The organism is Haliea salexigens DSM 19537 (assembly GCF_000423125.1).
Classification (GTDB): Bacteria; Pseudomonadota; Gammaproteobacteria; order Pseudomonadales; family Halieaceae; genus Haliea; species Haliea salexigens.
Genome location: NZ_AUHJ01000024.1, coordinates 1 through 16,954, shown reverse-complemented (window position 1 = coordinate 16,954; position 16,954 = coordinate 1). Strand labels below are relative to the sequence as shown.

Sequence of the window (16,954 nt, the reverse complement as noted above, 5' to 3'; positions counted from 1 at the left end):
CCTATAGGGTCAGTATCAGCACCGCCCCGGCGGGCTCGCAGCAGCGGTAGGGTCGCCACACCTGCCAGGCGTTGCCGCGCACCTGGTTCAGTCGCCCGGCATAGGGATCGAGGGGATAGAGGGTGTCGTCGATATCCGGCAACACCCGGCAGGACTGAATCGAGGGGGTCAGTTGCTGGTAAAGCGCACTGCCGGTCCCCGATGGCGGCCACTGCCCCTGTGCCGGGGTGCCGTAACTGTCGAGGGGCAGATAGACATGGGGCTGGTAATCCTGACTGACGATGTCCATGGCGCGGATTGCTGCGACCAGCGCGCTTTTGTAATCGTGGCTTTGATGGGTGAAGCCGATACGCGGATACAGGCCGGCAAAGGTCGCCGCGCCGCGGCCGACCCGCTGCAGCACATTGGCCAGTGCCAGGGGCGTCTCCACCACCGGATTGCGCCAGGCCGGATCAAAGGTGCTCACAAAGTACGGCGTCATCGGCCAGGTCTGGGGTGTGCAGAAAGGCAATACATCAGAGCTGGCAGCGGCCAGCGCCCAGTAATCGATGACACCCGGGGAGCCGATGACATCGGCGTGCTTGAATTTGAGGGCCTGCTCGCGATCGATGGCACCGCCCTCATCGCTCGCCCCACCCTCCTCCGCAAAGCTGGTCGGACTGGCCAGGTGATTCGCCTCGGGCCAGCTGGTGTTGCCGATAAAGGGGTAGGCCGATACCACAACCTCGGGGATGTAGTGCTCTGCCCGCACCGAATAGTCGAACTCACAACCGACGGGTGTACAGGTCATCCACAGACACAGGCCGATCACCTGGTAGGCCTGACAGCTCAGATCCAGGGCCGCACTCATGATGCCCGCGGAGCTGATGGTGGCAGTGTCCGCCTGGGCCGGCGGGCTGAGCGCGCTGGAGGAGAGGATCAGCATCAGGCAGAGGGCGTGTAGAACTGTACGATCAGCTTCAAGGGTGCGCACGATAGGCCTCCACTTTGCTCAGCGCCTCGGCCACGTCATAGACGCCATAGACCACGTAGCCCGGCGCCACCAGCACGGCCGGTAAGCGTTCAATGCCCAATAGCTGCGCCATCGCCGCGGCATTGGCCTGCTCGCGCAATTGTGCCAGCGCCTGTTGGGCCGCGGGTTTATTGAGGCGGGCCAGTGCGATTTGTCGGGCCGCTTGCGGGTTGCCCGGGTTCGGAAAGTGCAGGCCCTTGAGGGTTGAGCGGGTATCACCCAGCACAAACACCGCGGTGGCCTGGTCCGCATTCGCGATCGGGCGCAGCCCCTCGGCGGTAAATAACATCACCTCGATGGCGCGGGCAGGGAGTGACAGACATAAGACGATAGCGGCCATGGGTGCGAACAAGTAGGCCTTATTGCGGGTCATCGCTGATCCCCCGCATCCGATCGATCTCGGCGGCAACCCGCATGGCCGCTTCCAATTCACTGCAGCCGTGTTCGCGCATCAGGGCATTGCGTTGGGCTTTTTCGTGTTTCTCGGTCTGGGCCAGGGCGAGCATCAGGGACGGCGGCACGTTGCGCACCAGGTACTCGTGTTGTTCGCTCATCAACACGCCCTCGGTGTACTGCCCGGGCGCTTTGCTGGCGGACAACAACATACTGCGCTGTCCGGCGTGCAACTGGCGGTACTGCTCCAGGGCCTCTACTTCTTCCTTGGGCATCACCAAACACAGCCACCACTCTACCGTATTGAGCATCCTGCGAGCAGCATCGGGGTAGTCGGCCATGTTCTGGGTCGCGCTCCACAGCCAGGCGCCCAGCTTGCGCCACATCTTGACGATCTTGACCAGAAAGGGCGCCAGCAGCGGGTTGGTGGTGATGATGTGGGCCTCGTCGATGGTCACCACGATTTCCCGGTCGGTGAACTGATCGCGCTCGGCAATGTGATTGATGCGGTTCAGGCAACTGATCACCGAGATCGCCAGATTGGCCTCGTAGCCCTCCCGGGCGAAGGTGGCCAGATCAATGATGGTGACATCAGCCTCCGGCCAGGGGTCGCCGACAGTGTTGAAGACCTCACCGTTGAAGGCGTGGCAGTACATGTCGATGGCCTGGCCCATATTACGCAGCTTGCCGGCCTCGGCGTCGGTGCGCGCTGATTCGGCCAGTACAAAGAAGGCCTCGCGCACATCCTCGGTCAGCGTGGGCCGGTCCGCGGCCTGTGCCCGCTCGGCCGCTGCCAGGATCGCCCGACGGATCATGCTGCGATCGGCCCGGCGGATCTCCCGGGCTTCGCGCTCTTCGCCGCCAGTGATCATCAGCAGGGCCACGATCTCCAGTTCGCCCATGATGTCCCGGGGTTCTTCCTCATCGTCGCCGGCCTCCACCGCGGTGAGCGGATCGAACAGCACGCCACCCTGCAGCAGCCGGTGGGCATCGGCGAAGGGCGAGAGCGCCACCCCGCTGCCGGGTTTCAGAGAGACCTGGTTGACCGACAGGCCGAGGGACGCAAACCACTGCCCCAGCAGGCCGAAAGAGTTACCCGCCTCGATAATGAACAGCCGCGGCCGGTGCATCGCCATCACATGGGCCAGCATCGAGATGACCGAGGCGGACTTGCCCGCGCCAGTAGGCCCCAGAATCAGCATGTGGGCGTTCTTCTGGCGATCGGCGGGATTGAGCGGATCAAAGAACATCGGCTCGCCGCCGCGATTAAACAGGGCCAGGCCCGGGTGACCGGTACCGCGGTTGCGCCCAAAGAAACAGGACAGGTTGGCCATGTGCTGCACCAGGGTAATCTGGGCCCCGCGCCAGCCTTCCCTGGCATCCAGCGCCGGGTCATAGACCATCGGCAAGTTGCGGATCGCCGCATCCAGGGCCGTGAAATCATCCTTCGGGGCAATGGCCCGAAAACCGACATTCAGCAGGCGCGCCCGCAGGGCGGTGCTGCGCTCGTTGAGCTCGGCAACACTCGACCCGCGCAGATAGACCGCATACTGGGCACGGTAGAACTTGTGGCGCTCGGCCAGGATCTCCAGGGCGGTACCGCAGTCCTTGCGCACCTGGGCGGATTCACTGCCCTCCCCGATGGCAGAGGCATCGATGGCCTGAATATGCGCCTCCAGCGAGTCCTGGGGGATCACCACCATTGTGGTGACGAACACACTGCCCGGCGGCAACACATCGATCAGGGTATGGGTGGCATCGCCCCGGGTGATTTCGCCGGTGACCTGTCCGACCTGTGGCCGGCGGCGCAAACCGTCGATGGACAGGCAGCGCAGAGCGCTATTACCGAACCACCAGCACTGGCCTGCCTGATCACTGCGCGGATGCTCGTAGAACAGGGTCTCAGTGAAGCGATCGCCCACCGGCAGGGTGTCCTCATCGTGGCGCGCGGCGCGCAGGAAGGCTTTGGTATCCCCGCCAAAGAGGTCGGTGCCCTCATTGAAAAAGCCCAGCAGCCAATCATGAAAGTCCGTCCCCGACAGGCGCTTGAGGCCCACTCCGGCAGCGTTTAAAGCCTGGGTGAACTTGTCCACGGTATCGGCCAGCTCCAGCAGGGCGGTCTCGCGATCCATCCCGGCCTCACTGCGGGCCTTGCGCCCCTTGGGGGCCGGGTGCTTGCGGTAGAGCATGAGCAGGTTGCGGCGCACCGCCCCACCCCAGTCGGTCTGGGTTACTACCCCGTCATAAAACAGCCCACCGGGTTTGCTGATGCCCTGGTAGTGGCGCGCCATGAGCTCGAGATAGGCGCGGGTATAGGCTGTGTCGCGGATGTGTCGGGCGGGATAGTGGCTAACGGCGTCCATGGCCCTATCAAGATCGGGCTCGTCGAAGGTGTAGCTCTGCAGCACCCAAGGCGCCTGGTCGTGTTCATCAAAACTGTCCTGCAAAGCGTCCTGCAGCGTATCGCGCAGCTCGGCCAGGTAATCAGGGGAGCGGCCCTCGGTTCCCGCCGGGAGCACTTCCAGCACCGCACCGACACTCACCCCGTCGGCCAGCAGGATCGCCTGATGCGCGGGCAGATATTCCACCCAGGGTAAAAAATCCACGAAGGAGCGCTGGCGTTTGTACAGGCCTCGACGCGCTCGCTGACTGAGTGGAGCCTTTTTGACGCCCTCGCCCGGCAGGCGGGGGCGCAGCTCGGGGTCGGATGCAGTCATGGCGCATCCTTGTCATCGATTCCTGGGCTTTCAGGGCTTTCGCCGGTTGTCGCGGTCGCCTCCAGGGTTCGCGGGGCAAGGGGCTGCCCCTCCAGATCACTGCTTTTGTGGTAGCGCGGGGTCGATGTGTCAGTGCCGGCGGCGGGCTGGGTACTCGGGACCGGTTGGGTCACGGCAACCGGCGTCACCCGTTGGGACTCCCCGGGCAGGCGATACTGCACGCGCTCGTAGAGTGGAATCACTGTGGTGTAGCCGGGAATCGGTGCCCGGCTGCGGGTCGCCAGGTGCGGGTAGACGTAGATCAGCAGGTCGGGATTGGCCAGCCGCGGAAACAGGTTACGGGTCTCGGTGGCGACCTCCCGCGTGTAGGGCAGGTAGTCCAGCGCCTCGCCGGCGGGCTGAGCGTCCAGTTGCTGGTAGGCGGTCGTGGTGTGCGCCGCGACTTTCTCCTCGCAAGTCTCGAGGGATTCATCCAGTTCGAGGTCCTGGCACACGGCCGTTGGCTGCAATAGCTCGATATCAGCGTTGCTGTCGGTATTGAGGGTGCCACGGTAGATATCCAGCATGCTGTGCTCAGTGGGCGGCAGGATGGTTTCCTGATTGGCACAGCCGCCGATACTCAGGCTGCCAAGCAGTACCATCACTGCGGGCAGATGTCTTTTAGGTTCTATCAAGCAGTGTTCAATCGAGTGCACGGTAGCCTCCTTGCCGGTCTGCCAGGTGATTCACCCGTCGGCCCTTGGGGTCGTAGTCAATGGCCAGCTGTTCGGTGATGTGCAGACTCACGGTCATGCCGGGGTCGACATAGATCGCATCGAACTGCTGGGCCTGACGCTCATCCAGCCAGCGGGCGATCTCCGTGCTGCCATCGGCTATGGCCTGACCAAGGATGTACTCACCGGTATCCCCGGTGACGATGGTGCCGACACCGGCACCGCCCGCCCCGATGCTGGTGACCTGGGTGGTCTGGCTGGCGGCCGCCGCTTCGGCCGCTGCGGCGACACCGACCACGCCAATACGCTGGGCGAGATAGGACGAGGCATTGGAGATGCGCTGGCCCACCACACAGGGGTTACCGTATTCATCGGAGAGCTCACCGATCACCGTGGTCTGCTGCTGGGCGTTACCCTCGTAGATGTCCTCGGCTTTGGGCACCGTACGGATGGTGCCGTCATTGAACACAAAGGTGATCGAACGCAGATCCCCGCGCACACAGCCCAGGGTCCAGTCCCCCACGGCCTTTCCGCTGGCCACCGCATAAGAGACTTCGGGGATCTCGAACCCATTGGCCGCGAGGTTGTCCGAGCCGATGATCACCTTGAAGCTGTAGGGGTCGGTGACCTGACTGCCAATGGGTACCCGCCCGACCAGGGCGGTCATCGCCGTGGCGTTCATCAGGGTCGCATTGCGCGGCACCGTGTAATAGGGCACCAGTGCGTCCTTCGCACCGGTGTTGCCCGAGGCCAGCCCGGAGAGAGCGTTGCTGCCCGTGCTGTTTGACCGCCCTGTGACCCGGTTGAGGTGGTCGGTGAGTGCGTTGCCGCTGTTGCCACTGCCGCCCAGCGGCGCCACCCAGGTCATCTCCTCGGGGCTGAATCCCGTGGCACTGGCACTATCAAAGCGCGTGGTTGTCGTCTCGCTCTCCAGATGGCCCTTAAGATCGCGGGCACGGGCTTCCAGCTGATTGATCTGCTGTTGTGCGCGCTCCATGTCGCGATCAAAGCGGGTCTGTACGTGCCGGCGGGCCTGATTCAGGTCGCTCTGCAGATCCTGACCGAGGCGCTTTTCCATCTTGCGCAATTCCGCGTTGTCCTTGCGCAGGGTCACATTGTCATCGCGCAGCTGATCCGCCTGATCGCGCAGGTTCTTGACTTCCGCCACCAGGGTCTGCACCGTATCGCGCTCGGTATCGCCTTCCACGCCGAGCTCATCCGCCAGCTGTTTCGAGATAGGTGAGGCGCCGCCCACATCCAGGCGTTCTTCGGTGGTGCGGTGGCCGCGCTCACAACCGCGCAGCACCAGCAGCACCACCCCGATCAGCAAGGCGGCGCTCGCCACCTGCACCCAGCGGTTCTGTGTCATACGCCAGCCCCCTGGATCACGGCGCGAATGGGCCGATCGGTCACGATGAACAGCGTCGTACGGTTACCTCCCACTCGGCCTGCCTCACGGCCCGGAAGGGTCTGGCGATAGAAGGCGCTGGCCACAAAGTGGGGATCCACACCGCTGCGCTGGGCGTGGGGCGTGTGCATGACACGCCGGTTATCCAGCTCAATGGGCCTGGTGGCCTCGTTGGTCACGATGAAGGCGGTGACATAGAAGTCCCCGGCAGCCCAGGACCGGTGCGGCATCACCACCACCGGCTGACGGCCGCGGTCATAGAGTCGGGACAGGTTGCCTGACAAGCCCACCGGTACCTCGCGGATGCCGGGCAGCGGCGCGATCAGTCGCGTCGGGGCATAGATCGACTGGGCGGCATAGCGCAGCAGCTCAAACAGCACCGCATCACCTTGAGCTCGCTTCTGCGCGTCGAGTCCGTTCGATGCTGTACTCATCTCCGTGTCCCCCGGCATGACGACCTGCAGGGTCGGTGCGTCGCTGGGCGGTGCTTTCACGGTGCGGGCACTGACATCGAACAAGAGGAACTCGCCGCTCGCCAGCCGGGCCTGGATGCGCTGGGTCTCGAAGGGCTCCAGGGCCGTCCAGTAGGCCATGCCCCCGGTGACCAGGGTGCGGAACATCTGTGGGTTGGCGAGCACCGGCGGCAGACCGATCTCGGCATTGGCGGGCAGGCGGATTAACTGTTCGACGCCCACCACCAACTCCACCGGGATCGGGGACTGTCGCCAGACCACGGTGTTGGCTTGGGCGCTGCTGATCGACAGGCCCAGAGCAAACATCACAGCGATAGCGATGCCCTGTATCACACTGCGTGTCATGTGCCCTCCCCGGCCGCTTCGCCGCTGTTGATGTCAATCACTCGCGGGGCCGCCGCCAGACAGTCCAGGGCCAGGCCCCAGGGATTGGTTTCCGGGTCGACATCGTAGGCCACGACGCGCAGGGGGTAGTGAATGAGACGGTCTTTTACCCGCTCGCCCCGGTAGGTTTCCTGTACGTGAAGGTCCAGGCCCACGACCCACTGGTTGGGGCCGACCGCCTGTACGCGCTGATTGCCAAAGCCCCGGCCGGGGATTTCCCAGACTGAACGGACCCGTCCGCGGATCTCCCGCTCACGGGCCTCCAGATCCTGCAGACGTTCATCGAAGCAGGCCGGGGTGAAGTAGCCCCGCAAGCGATGGATCTGGCGGTAGTAATCATCACTGCCATCCACCGGCCAGCGATTGAGTTGCTGAAAGATGTAGTAGGCGAAGGTGTAGAGATTGACCTTGGGAATATCCCCCAGCTGCTGCACAGCCCCCGCGGCCAGGTCGGGCGGATAGTGCAGGCGGATGTGCTGGGGGGCCCGGCTCCAGCCCACCAGCGCCACCAGCAACAAGAGCGCCAGGATCGCGACCCCACCCAGCAGCAGGCGGATGGTCCGGTCTCTGGCATGCACCAGGTCGTCGTAGCGGCTCACGGTGTCCTCCAGCGGTGAATGTCCCAGGTGCGGCTTTCCCGGATCAGGGTCTGCGGGAGCAGACCCCAGTCCTGGAGGCCTGCCCGGATGGCCATGACATGGAACTGCCGGGACCGACCGCGCTTCAGCACGCGCAGGCGCTTGCCGATCAGCCACAGGCTGGCGAATACGCCCGCCAGCGACAGGGCCACACCCAGCAGGGCCTGCCCGACCAGTGCGCCCGCGAAGGTGGTGAATGGCAGCCAGAATGCAAAGCAGGCCAGCGCGGCGAATTTGATCTCCGAGTTGGTCATCGCCAGAAACACCACCGGCTCTTCGTTAAGCCGGTCAGGCAAAAAGTCGATGTCGCGACGGGCGGCCACTACAGGATCGTCGCTGCTTCGGTGAGCAGAAAGACAATGAACACCAGCAGCAGGACGCCGACGCCGAAGTTGAGGCCAAGCTGTCCCCAGGTACCCTTGCCGTCCTGCACCTCGGAGTAGGACGACAGGGAATTCTTGACCACCACAAACATCGCCACGGTGGCGATCGCGAGGCCAATGAAGATGCCGATGTCATAGGCGTAGTCCTGCCCGGTCTGGATGTAGTTGCCATCGGTAACGCCGCGGCTCGGTTCCGCCATGGTGGGCAGATCCGCCAGTGCCTGTTGGGCGGTAACACTCAGACCGGTGATCAGCAGCGCGATGCGTTGTGGATAGGCTGCCAGTTTGGCAGTAAGACCCCCTTGGGCCGGGTGTTTATCTTTCATGGATACTTCCTCTCGTTAAGACCAGTTCAGGTTTGCCACCGCCATGATGAAGACGGCGATAAAGAAGGCGCGTGCTACCTTGGCGCCCGCATCCAGGACCCGTGTCCCCGGAACGCGTAGTGACTGGTAGGCGCTCAGACTCACCCAGGCCAGCCAGATCAGCATCAGTACCAGCAGAGAGCCGACGATCAGGTCGTGGACCTGAACCGCCGTCGCACTCGACGTGCCGTTGGCACCGTTGAAGGCGGCCTGTTGTGCACTGCTCATTTGCGGCATCGGTGGCGACCTCCCTACACAAACTTTTTGAAGCGGCTGGCGGCGATGTAGGTCATCGCACCGGCCAGGCACATGGTGGGTGCAAACAGCAGCGCCGGCGGGATCGACCAGGGCAGCATCAGGTAGAGCGTCACCGTGAGCATTACGCTCGGCAGCACCCAGCGCTTCGCCTTGTGAAAGACATAGGCACTCTCATGGCCACCGGTGAACTTGCGGATGTCCCGCGCCACCAGGCCCTCGAACAGCCCGGCCACGATCGCCAGGGCGTAGCCCGGCAAGGCCAGCAACACAATCACACTGCGCAGCACCAGCAGCTTCACCGTGTTGATGGCCGCCACCACATACACCCCGGCCGAGGCGCCGATACCCACCAGGGCCAGCCCCTCATCCACCCGGCCCCAGGCCATCGTGGTGATCTGCGTCGGGCGCAGGGGACTCAGGGGGTAGTCGTCGATGGCTTCGATATAACCGCGCTCGGTAAGTAAGAGGTCACGACTGTGAGAGCCCGGCCACCAGCCAAGCGCAATACCGGCCCACTCCAGCAGGACCGACAGTAGCCCGGCGGTCAGCGCCGCGCCGATCAAGGCACTGATCAAGGCGAAGCTCAGACTGATCGGCCCGCGGCGGACGGGGCGGCTCGGTGTCTGCTCGCGCGCGGGGCGCGCTGCCGATTCGCGACTCATACCCGAACCCTCATGACGGCCACCTCATGATTGCCAGCCCAGGGGCGTGGTGTGCGCCCAGCCTTCGACATTGCCGTGGACATAGTCCCGGCACATCGCATCAACCATGGTTTGCAGGCCGCTGGGCAGTTCCGCGTCATCACTGAACAGCGGCAGGCGCAGTTTGTAGAGCCGCCCCGCAATCAACGCAAAGGCGTGGCCCTTGGGCAGCGCATCGAGATCGCCGGCGTGGATCATCGGTACCCGCTGGCTGGAAATCCGCTGGCGGGTGCTGGAGGTAAAGTGCACCTCGCTCTCTGGATCAGCACTGTCAGTACTGCCGGAGTCCAGCATCAGGTGATTGATCTCGACCTCTTTGAGGCGATCGGTCAGCAGCTCCGCAGTGGCTTTTTCTTTGACGCGCAGCATGATGATGGTGCCGAGGTTGCCGACCACCTGACCGGCCCGGGCCGGGTTATCAAATCGGGCGATCACGTCAGAAAGAGTTTGCGTGTAGACCGTCAGCTGAAAGCCGGCACCGCCCGCCTTGTTCGCGAGCGGAATAAACTCCCGCCCCACCAGCTCATTGAATTCATCGGCGTGAACACAGACCTTGTTGAGGGTCGCACCGCGCTGGGCGTCCTTGTACAGACTGCCCGCCACCGAGGTGAGATCCGCGAACATGGCATTACCCACCGCGCTCGCCACATCGGGATCACTCAAGGCATCCAGGCCCACATAGACAATCCCGCCGCGCTCGATCACCCGCTTCCAGGACAGGCGTTCGGTGGTGTCGTCCGGATTGCTCTCCGGTGAGAGCAGACGCGCCACCGGGCCGGAGGTCAGCTTTTCCAGCAGGGGATAAAGGCTGGCGACCAGTTTGTCGAAGTGGCTCTTGTCGTGCTCGAAGGTCTTGATCAACGAGGTGGCGGTGGGATCACTCAAGGCGTTGCGCCGGAATAACTCCACACTGGCCCAGGCGGTACGATCGCGCCCCTTGTACTGGGTTGGCATTTTGGCGGCACTGGCGACCAGATCGGCGACCTGCTCTGCCCAGTCCTCACACTGTTGCTGGCCTGCCACGCAGGCGAGGTAGCGCACGACCAACGCGTCAATGTCAGTACTGCACTCCAGCAGGACCTGGTAGTTGATCGGCTCGCCGAGGACATCGAGAACCTGGGCAAGCACATTAACGTAGCGCCAGGCGAACTCCCGAAAGGCGGCGGAGTTGCCTTCATTGGGTAACTGTCCGGCGATGCGGCTGGCCACCTCAGTGACCCGGGAGAAGGAACCCACCGGGTTGTAGGTCACCGATTGCTCCGGAAAACCCAGATGAAAGACCTGAAACTCCCCTGCCCTGCCAGCGCGCCGGGCCTCGGTATACAAACGCGCGAGCAGATCCCCGTCGCCCTTGGGGTCAAACACGATCACCACCTCGCCGCCACGGATGTCCTGGCTGGCGATGACTTCCAGCAAGCGGGTTTTACCGACCCGGGTGGTACCCACCACAAAGGTGTGGGCAACGCGTTCGGCCTGCTGCAGGGTGACGTCGGTTTCTTGTTCATAGAGACCGACTCCGTGCAGCTCTGGGCTGCCTTCCACGTAGGGTCGGGGCGGAAAGGGGTTTAACAGCCACTGACTATTGAAGGGCTTTATCAATGGCCGCAGCGGCGTCTTCGCGAGGGCGTCCGCCCCGGTGCGGACAGCGTGATAGAACGGACCGCGCCGGTCGAAGTGACTGTGTTCAGTGCGCTGGGTATCGGCATAGCGCTGGGTGTGTTGTGTCCGCCACTGAAAGCCGCGGCCGAGGAACAGCTCGCCTTTCGGCGCGGGGAGATTTTTAGGGTGGAGTCGATAGGTGGGCAGTACCCGCAGGCGGCGCTGGTAGCGCAGCAGACGCGTCACACGCCGGCTCAACCACAGGGCACGCAACGAACACGCAGCAGCCAGGCCATAACCGACGCCACCCGACAGTAACAGCACCTGGGGCGCCCCAATCCCCAGCAGCGCCAGTGAGGTATGCGTTGCGATGGCGGAGTATTCCACCGGCGGGCGCAGCAGCGCTTCGATGGGTGCGCTCATCACCCGCCCTCCCCAACGACGGTACCCTCAGGCACCACCAACACTGGATAACGCGTAATACCATAGGCCTCGGCCAGCCCGGTGTCCGGCATCAGCGACAGCGACAGGCCCGAGGCCCGGGCCTTCTCTCGCAATAACTGCCAGTCCCGCGGGTTCGCAGCCTGAACCACCAGGCCCGTTGCGTTGAGATCGAGTAGCGTCGGCAGCGACTGCGCCAACCAGTCCAGGCTGCGCCGGTCCATGCCCATCACGAAGAAAGGCCTTACGGGAGCCGTCGTTTCGTGCACGGCGGGTGTGCCGGGTTGCAAGGTGTCCGGCATGAGCGGCAGACGCATCTGAAGGGGCGTCACGCCCGGGCCGGGTGCGCGCAAGCGACGATCGGTGTTGGGCACAGGCCGTGGTCGGTTCACGCCTTCTATATAGGGGGCTGTCGGTACCGTGTCCGACCCAACGAACACCACCACGGGCGCCTTGCCTGGGTGCGCCGCAAGGACGACTGCGCTCATGGAGCCCGCCAAGAACGCCAGCACGCAGTGGGTTGTGCTACCGCGCATCAGCCACCTCCGTGATCGTCCGGTCTGAGGGCTTCGCGGATGGCGCTACGTACTGGTCGTGCAGGTGCTGTACGCGGGTCCGGTAAGCCTCACGGATTGCCCGGTCCTGTGCCGTTGCGTCACGGGGGCGGTGATAGCGCCCCACCGCCAGCCACCAGTCCTCACCCTCCCTAAATTGTTCCTTGAGGAACACTGCCGCGAGTTTGGCATTCACCACCGGGTCGGTGAGTCGCCAGGGCGATGCGATTCGCTCAAACTGCCAGTACCAGTTGAGTTGCAGCGGGCCGACATCAATGCGCAGTTCTTGCGCTTGCAGTGCTGCCATCAGGGCCGCAAACAAACTGGCCCGGTCCGGGTAGTAATGGGCCTCGCCCGCGATATTCAGGGTCCAGGGCCAGGGCGCGAACTGATCACCATCGACCCGGCCGGACTCCGCCAGGGCCATGGCATACAAGATATCCGGTGGCACACCAACATAGGCCGCTACCGCATCAAAGTGTGAACGGTCCGCCTGCGCTGCCGTTGTCGCCAGACTCAGCAGACAGGCCCCCAGCCAGCGCATTACTCGACGCGCGTCCATTGACCGGCTCCGTTCTTGCGGTAGATGGCGGGCAAATCCAGCTCCGCCCGAAATTGATTTCCGTGATTCAGTGTGGCCTGTCCGGCGTTCAGTGCCGTTATCAGGGACGGGAAACTCGCCGCCCACGCGCGCAACGCGCGGTCGCTCCCCTGGGTGCCAACCACGTGCACGTCCACGGGTACCGACGGATTGGTCAGCAGTGTTTGCAGGCGCTCATGCCCTGCCTTGCCGTTCCGGCGCAGGATCAGTGCCATACGTTGATAACGACTACTTTGCTGTGTTGCCTGAGCGGCGAGGTGCAGTCGGGGCGTGTCCGGATACAGGCGCTGCCAGGCGGCATCCACTGCGCGCTGGAAGGCAAGCTCCTTGTGCGTACGCTCAAACTCGGTCGCTACGAACAGTTCAGCAAAGCGCTTACGCTCTTCTGCCGAGTCGGTGCTCACCCCGAGGGCGGTGATGGGGTCCAGGCCCGGCGTCCATTGGCCCCGCTGCCCCGCCATGATGGCCTGGTAACGCCGATAGTCCGCTTCGCTCAAACCCCATTGGCGGGCAACCTCCGACAGCGGCACCTCGGCAGTGGTCACAACGGTGGCCGGATCAGCCAACACCACGGCGGATATCACCACGAGACTGGCTGCCAGTTGCCATCTCATTGGGCCAACGTCCGCCCAATGGCCAGGTAGTCGGCGTCGGGATCAAAGCCATCTGCTTGCAGTTCACCCCGTGTTTTGAGGTGCAGCTCGTACTGACGGCCGCGGGGGACCTGGCCCTCGCGGCGCCAGCGATAAATGTTATGCGGAGTGGTATTCAGGGCACGGGCCGCCGCCGAGGCGTTGTTCCCGAAATACCGGATCACTTCATCGACAGACATGCTCACGCCTCCCTATCCAATACAGCCGCCCTCATCTATTGAGGGGGGACTACCGGTGTGTGCCGCGATCGGAGCCTTAGGTTAGGATCACTGCACATTAGGTTTTAGTATCGGTTTATAGGTTTGTATATAACTTCATTCTTGTCAACAATGTCTGTAGAATTATTTGACACCCCGGCACAACAACGAAGCAGGAGCCCATGGCGACCTCCTTAGTGACACAGAGCATGCTGCTCGACCTGGAGACAATGGCGCGGACTCACTCGGCCTTCGCGGATCGCCTCAATGCTCTGCTGGACGCGCTATCTGTGCCACCCCAAGGCCAGGGACGCTCGACATGGCTGGTCCAGGCGGCCGAGATCCGTCCTGTGTCGGCTGGCGCCTGGTTCACCGGTACCAAACCCCGGCGCAGCAACCTCTCGACCCTCGTCAATTACATCACCACCCATTACCCGGTGAACGTAACCCAGGATGAGCTACTCGATTACTTGACCGGCAAATACGTGGCCCTGGACGTGAACGCCGAACTGGCCCGTAGCGGGCTGACGCCACCCCAGCAGGGGTTTGTACAGACCGTAGTGGCTCGCGCGATGAAGGACAAAGGGCTGGATCCCCTGGAACCGGACCAATTGCTGCTCTGGACCAAGGTGGTGGTCCGGGTTGCCCGCTATTACGCGATCAAGGTCGGCAAAGGACCTGCCCCGGATGAACACACGGTGCTGGCAACGGCGGCGGCCTTCCTTGAACTCGCGAGACTTGATGCGATCTAGCATGGGAGCCCAGGCGGAGCGCGGCGCCATCCTGCGCTGGGTGGTCGGGCTGATCTTTGGCCTGCCGATTGCCATCGTGCTCGGCCTGAATCTCTCTTTCCAGCTACCCGGAAAAGCCCCGGTACCGGATCCTGCGGCCACCGTGGGCTATTTTGCCTACGGCTCCAACATGAATGATCGCTACTTCACCCGGGTAAGGGGTATCGACCGGGCCCAGAGCCGGATGGCGGCCCTCGCGGATTACGCGGTCACCTTCGACCTGGACGGGATGCCGCCGCTGGAGCCGGCCTTTGCCAATCTGACGGCAGCACCCGGCGCCATGGCCTACGGGGTCTATCACCGCCTGCGCGAAGACGAATTTGCGCGCATCATTGATAGCGAAGGAGACGCCTACGCTATCCGCGACGTCACGGTGACTTTCCAGGACGGGTCCACCGCGCAGGCCAGAACCCTGATCTCCAAACCCAGTCTCGTCACGCCCGCCCTGCCCTCGCGGCGCTACCTCAACTACATGCACGAGGCCGCCCAGCAGTACGAGATGCCCGTCGAGGTCGTTGAGCGTTACGATCCGGCTCAGGGAGCCTATTTCCCTGTTGTCTCGGAATGCTTTGGTGCCCTGATCCAAACCGCGGTATGGGTCTTCGCGCGCACCTGAAGCCCGTTCGGGTCACGAGGCAAGGCCATCACGCCTTGTGCTCATTGCCGTCTCCGTCTACGTTGAATAGCGGGACGGAAAAACACGCTGATGCCATGACATCATCCTTTAAAATCGGGTGCGCGCTCGGAGCCGCGCTGTTCACTTTCTACGCGCAGGCTCAAGAGTCGCTCGAGGAATTCCCCCTCGTTCCCGACCCAGCAGACGACGTGATCATCACTACAGACAGCGGTACCTTCTTCATCACGCCAGCCCGCATGCAATCCTCCTACCTCGACACACCAAACGCGGCCACGCAGCTGGAAGTCGCCACCCTGCGCAAACTGGGCATCACAGACATGGTCGATGCCCTACGGCTGGTGCCCGGTATGATGGTGAGCGAGACCCACGGCTCCGATGTCTCCGTCGGCTACCATGGGGCCAATGTCAACGTGCCGCGGCGCAGCGAGGTCCTGTATAACTCCAATCGCCTGCAGCGCCCCGGCTACGCCGGCGCCCACTGGTACCGCCTGCCCCTGGACCTGCAAGACCTGAATTACATCGAGGTCGTCCGAGGTCCCAGTCCCGAGTACGGCACCAATGCCATGACCTCCACCTTAAACCTGATTCAGGACACCCTCGCCACACGCGGTCTCTATGGCTCGACCCGGATCGGCGAGGGGCAAACCCGGGACCTGTTCCTGAAGGGCGGTTGGCAATTCGGTGAAAGTCAGCTGGGATTGCGGTACTTTCATCGGGAAAACAACGGCTTCGATGGCGCCGTGGATTTTGAAGGCAACTACGAGAATGACGTCGCCACCGACTCGGTCATGATGAATCTCGAACACCGGCTCAGCGCGAATTGGATGCTCGACGTCGCCGGCTCCTACGCGGATTCGAGTTACCAAATTCCGGGATTCGATCACCTGAATTCTGATGACCCTTTCCTGGCGGTGGCACTCAGCCATTTCCGGGTGTCACCGGACGCAGATGAGACGAGCGGGTTTTTCTCTGCGGAGCTGCACGGCGCAGCCTACACCGGCGATATCGGACACAACATCACCGTGGGCCTGAACGCCAGCACCTACGCACGCGATCAGGCCATTAGCCTGTGTGGTAACAACTTTGCCTTTGATCCGCGGGTTGCCGAAGTCGATGCCCTACCCTCAGTCCACTTTGATATGCGGGATCAGATCGCGGTCGTCGGCGCCATGCTGTCGGGCAACCTGGTCCTGGACCATTCACTGATTCAGACACCATCCAAACAAGAGCAGGCCACCATTGATGCACTAGGCCCTTACCTGCAACGCTACGGTCTGAGCCTGTTGGAGGAGCGGTGCGGATTCACTGATCAGGACCTGGACGAGGATCGCTACGAGCTGAACGGCAATGTGGTCTCCCGACTCTCCAACACGCTCGAGAACGTCTTCGGGCTGGCCTACACCCGCAACGATGTCACCTCCCAGACCTATCTCAATGGCGAGGTCGACCAGGATACGGTGCATCTCTACGATACTCTGCGCTACACGCCCTCCCCACGCTGGGTGTTCAATGGCACGCTGGCATGGGAATCCACCAGCACAGTGGACAGCGACGAGGCACTGTCCTACCGCGTTGCTGCGAACTACCAGCTGCAGGAAAATCTTGTACTGCGGGCCATGCATGCCCGGTCTGAACGACTGCCCGATGTGTACGAAACCGAGCGGATGTGGACCTATGCCGTGGATTACGATGCCGGCGACACTGACCATTTGGGGCCGGTGTTTGTCAACAAAGATGTCGCGTTCATTGATTATGCAGCCTTAGCCAATGATGGTTTCTCAGTGCACAATTCTTTCGGTGGGTTCAGCCAGACCTCGTCGGTCCTTTCCCAATCACGTGTCGGGCCAGACCACCGTTGTGGATGTGCGGCTTTCGCCGCTTCGTAAACTGCTTTCCTCTGCCGCAGTAACTCACTATCGAGACCAGCATGGCGCTGTGCCGGCGTCACGTATTTAATCGCACTGTGACGATGCTCATTGTTGTACCAGGTAACGAACTCATAGACCCAGGCGCGCGCTGCTTCGATACTCTCGAAC

Annotated in this window: 19 protein-coding genes and 1 pseudogene; 3 read left to right on the top strand and 17 right to left on the bottom strand. The window is 62.9% G+C overall.

Going from position 1 to position 16,954, the window contains the following annotated elements; all coding sequences use genetic code 11:
* Nucleotide 1: 1 nt before the first annotated feature.
* The 16 genes from G533_RS22685 to G533_RS22635 are packed head-to-tail and all read right to left on the bottom strand — an operon-like array spanning nucleotide 2 to nucleotide 13,472.
* A complete protein-coding gene (locus tag G533_RS22685; RefSeq protein WP_051230610.1) occupies nucleotides 2-973 on the bottom strand; it encodes a TIGR03756 family integrating conjugative element protein in 972 nt (323 codons plus the stop codon).
* Complete coding sequence (locus G533_RS23700) at nucleotides 960-1,385, bottom strand: DUF1525 domain-containing protein (RefSeq protein ID WP_051230608.1); 426 nt, start codon at nucleotides 1,383-1,385, stop codon at nucleotides 960-962. Before G533_RS23700 ends, G533_RS22685 begins: the two co-directional genes overlap by 14 nt.
* Nucleotides 1,372-4,122 (bottom strand): conjugative transfer ATPase, encoded by a 2,751-nt coding sequence (locus G533_RS0117480; protein ID WP_027951062.1) that lies wholly within the window; start codon nucleotides 4,120-4,122, stop codon nucleotides 1,372-1,374. Before G533_RS0117480 ends, G533_RS23700 begins: the two co-directional genes overlap by 14 nt.
* Nucleotides 4,119-4,817 carry a TIGR03751 family conjugal transfer lipoprotein gene (locus G533_RS24150; protein ID WP_144079938.1) on the bottom strand — a complete coding sequence of 233 codons (699 nt, stop codon included), beginning with the start codon at nucleotides 4,815-4,817 and terminating at the stop codon, nucleotides 4,119-4,121. The genes G533_RS0117480 and G533_RS24150 overlap by 4 nt, the downstream gene beginning before the upstream one ends.
* Nucleotides 4,804-6,204 carry a TIGR03752 family integrating conjugative element protein gene (locus tag G533_RS23690; RefSeq protein WP_051230606.1) on the bottom strand — a complete coding sequence of 467 codons (1,401 nt, stop codon included), beginning with the start codon at nucleotides 6,202-6,204 and terminating at the stop codon, nucleotides 4,804-4,806. Before G533_RS23690 ends, G533_RS24150 begins: the two co-directional genes overlap by 14 nt.
* Nucleotides 6,201-7,061, bottom strand: coding sequence for a TIGR03749 family integrating conjugative element protein (locus G533_RS23685; RefSeq protein WP_027951061.1), 861 nt, complete (start codon nucleotides 7,059-7,061; stop codon nucleotides 6,201-6,203). Before G533_RS23685 ends, G533_RS23690 begins: the two co-directional genes overlap by 4 nt.
* Complete coding sequence (locus tag G533_RS0117460; RefSeq protein ID WP_027951060.1) at nucleotides 7,058-7,699, bottom strand: PFL_4703 family integrating conjugative element protein; 642 nt, start codon at nucleotides 7,697-7,699, stop codon at nucleotides 7,058-7,060. The genes G533_RS23685 and G533_RS0117460 overlap by 4 nt, the downstream gene beginning before the upstream one ends.
* Nucleotides 7,696-8,061 carry a TIGR03750 family conjugal transfer protein gene (locus tag G533_RS22660; protein ID WP_035528854.1) on the bottom strand — a complete coding sequence of 122 codons (366 nt, stop codon included), beginning with the start codon at nucleotides 8,059-8,061 and terminating at the stop codon, nucleotides 7,696-7,698. The genes G533_RS0117460 and G533_RS22660 overlap by 4 nt, the downstream gene beginning before the upstream one ends.
* Nucleotides 8,061-8,447: a TIGR03745 family integrating conjugative element membrane protein gene (locus tag G533_RS0117450; RefSeq protein WP_035528851.1), complete on the bottom strand. Its 387-nt coding sequence runs from the start codon at nucleotides 8,445-8,447 to the stop codon at nucleotides 8,061-8,063. Before G533_RS0117450 ends, G533_RS22660 begins: the two co-directional genes overlap by 1 nt.
* A gap of 15 nt (nucleotides 8,448-8,462) precedes the next feature.
* Nucleotides 8,463-8,723, bottom strand: a complete 261-nt coding sequence (locus G533_RS0117445; RefSeq protein ID WP_027951058.1) for a DUF3262 family protein — start codon at nucleotides 8,721-8,723, stop codon at nucleotides 8,463-8,465.
* A gap of 14 nt (nucleotides 8,724-8,737) precedes the next feature.
* Nucleotides 8,738-9,406, bottom strand: a complete 669-nt coding sequence (locus G533_RS0117440; protein ID WP_027951057.1) for an IncC plasmid conjugative DNA transfer DtrJ family protein — start codon at nucleotides 9,404-9,406, stop codon at nucleotides 8,738-8,740.
* 24 nt (nucleotides 9,407-9,430) lie between these two features.
* Nucleotides 9,431-11,467 carry a type IV conjugative transfer system coupling protein TraD gene (gene traD / locus G533_RS22655; protein WP_051230603.1) on the bottom strand — a complete coding sequence of 679 codons (2,037 nt, stop codon included), beginning with the start codon at nucleotides 11,465-11,467 and terminating at the stop codon, nucleotides 9,431-9,433.
* Nucleotides 11,467-12,021, bottom strand: coding sequence for a PFL_4695 family integrating conjugative element protein (locus G533_RS23680; RefSeq protein WP_051230602.1), 555 nt, complete (start codon nucleotides 12,019-12,021; stop codon nucleotides 11,467-11,469). Before G533_RS23680 ends, traD begins: the two co-directional genes overlap by 1 nt.
* On the bottom strand, nucleotides 12,011-12,601 hold the full coding sequence (locus G533_RS23675) for a lysozyme family protein (RefSeq protein ID WP_144079936.1): 591 nt from the start codon (nucleotides 12,599-12,601) through the stop codon (nucleotides 12,011-12,013). The genes G533_RS23680 and G533_RS23675 overlap by 11 nt, the downstream gene beginning before the upstream one ends.
* Complete coding sequence (locus G533_RS22640; protein WP_084639108.1) at nucleotides 12,583-13,254, bottom strand: TIGR03759 family integrating conjugative element protein; 672 nt, start codon at nucleotides 13,252-13,254, stop codon at nucleotides 12,583-12,585. The genes G533_RS23675 and G533_RS22640 overlap by 19 nt, the downstream gene beginning before the upstream one ends.
* Nucleotides 13,251-13,472 (bottom strand): Cro/CI family transcriptional regulator, encoded by a 222-nt coding sequence (locus G533_RS22635; RefSeq protein ID WP_144079935.1) that lies wholly within the window; start codon nucleotides 13,470-13,472, stop codon nucleotides 13,251-13,253. The genes G533_RS22640 and G533_RS22635 overlap by 4 nt, the downstream gene beginning before the upstream one ends.
* 200 nt (nucleotides 13,473-13,672) lie before the next feature.
* On the opposite strand from G533_RS22635, the gene G533_RS0117410 reads away from it, so the two are divergent.
* From G533_RS0117410 to G533_RS0117400, 3 genes and pseudogenes are all read left to right on the top strand, one after another.
* A complete protein-coding gene (locus tag G533_RS0117410; RefSeq protein ID WP_144079934.1) occupies nucleotides 13,673-14,242 on the top strand; it encodes a hypothetical protein in 570 nt (189 codons plus the stop codon).
* Nucleotides 14,232-14,897 (top strand): gamma-glutamylcyclotransferase family protein, encoded by a 666-nt coding sequence (locus tag G533_RS23670; protein WP_205622653.1) that lies wholly within the window; start codon nucleotides 14,232-14,234, stop codon nucleotides 14,895-14,897. Before G533_RS0117410 ends, G533_RS23670 begins: the two co-directional genes overlap by 11 nt.
* A pseudogene (locus G533_RS0117400) lies at nucleotides 14,846-16,564 on the top strand (TonB-dependent receptor plug domain-containing protein); the annotation flags it as partial. The gene G533_RS23670 and the pseudogene G533_RS0117400, both read left to right, overlap by 52 nt.
* A 104-nt stretch (nucleotides 16,565-16,668) precedes the next feature.
* Here the strand turns inward: G533_RS0117400 and G533_RS25180 are convergent.
* A partial coding sequence (locus G533_RS25180; protein WP_144079933.1) for an integrase core domain-containing protein occupies nucleotides 16,669-16,954 on the bottom strand: 286 nt, incomplete at its 5' end.

Coding starts and splice junctions, on each gene's coding strand:
- G533_RS0117450 (WP_035528851.1), bottom strand. CDS start 8,447: ATGAAAGATAAACACCCGGCCCAAGGGGGTCTTACTGCCAAACTGGCA.
- G533_RS0117410 (WP_144079934.1), top strand. CDS start 13,673: ATGGCGACCTCCTTAGTGACACAGAGCATGCTGCTCGACCTGGAGACA.
- G533_RS23680 (WP_051230602.1), bottom strand. CDS start 12,021: ATGCGCGGTAGCACAACCCACTGCGTGCTGGCGTTCTTGGCGGGCTCC.
- G533_RS23670 (WP_205622653.1), top strand. CDS start 14,232: ATGCGATCTAGCATGGGAGCCCAGGCGGAGCGCGGCGCCATCCTGCGC.
- G533_RS0117480 (WP_027951062.1), bottom strand. CDS start 4,122: ATGACTGCATCCGACCCCGAGCTGCGCCCCCGCCTGCCGGGCGAGGGC.
- G533_RS23675 (WP_144079936.1), bottom strand. CDS start 12,601: ATGGACGCGCGTCGAGTAATGCGCTGGCTGGGGGCCTGTCTGCTGAGT.
- G533_RS22640 (WP_084639108.1), bottom strand. CDS start 13,254: ATGAGATGGCAACTGGCAGCCAGTCTCGTGGTGATATCCGCCGTGGTG.
- G533_RS23685 (WP_027951061.1), bottom strand. CDS start 7,061: ATGACACGCAGTGTGATACAGGGCATCGCTATCGCTGTGATGTTTGCT.
- G533_RS23700 (WP_051230608.1), bottom strand. CDS start 1,385: ATGACCCGCAATAAGGCCTACTTGTTCGCACCCATGGCCGCTATCGTC.
- G533_RS22635 (WP_144079935.1), bottom strand. CDS start 13,472: ATGTCTGTCGATGAAGTGATCCGGTATTTCGGGAACAACGCCTCGGCG.
- G533_RS0117445 (WP_027951058.1), bottom strand. CDS start 8,723: ATGCCGCAAATGAGCAGTGCACAACAGGCCGCCTTCAACGGTGCCAAC.
- traD (WP_051230603.1), bottom strand. CDS start 11,467: ATGAGCGCACCCATCGAAGCGCTGCTGCGCCCGCCGGTGGAATACTCC.
- G533_RS23690 (WP_051230606.1), bottom strand. CDS start 6,204: ATGACACAGAACCGCTGGGTGCAGGTGGCGAGCGCCGCCTTGCTGATC.
- G533_RS0117440 (WP_027951057.1), bottom strand. CDS start 9,406: ATGAGTCGCGAATCGGCAGCGCGCCCCGCGCGCGAGCAGACACCGAGC.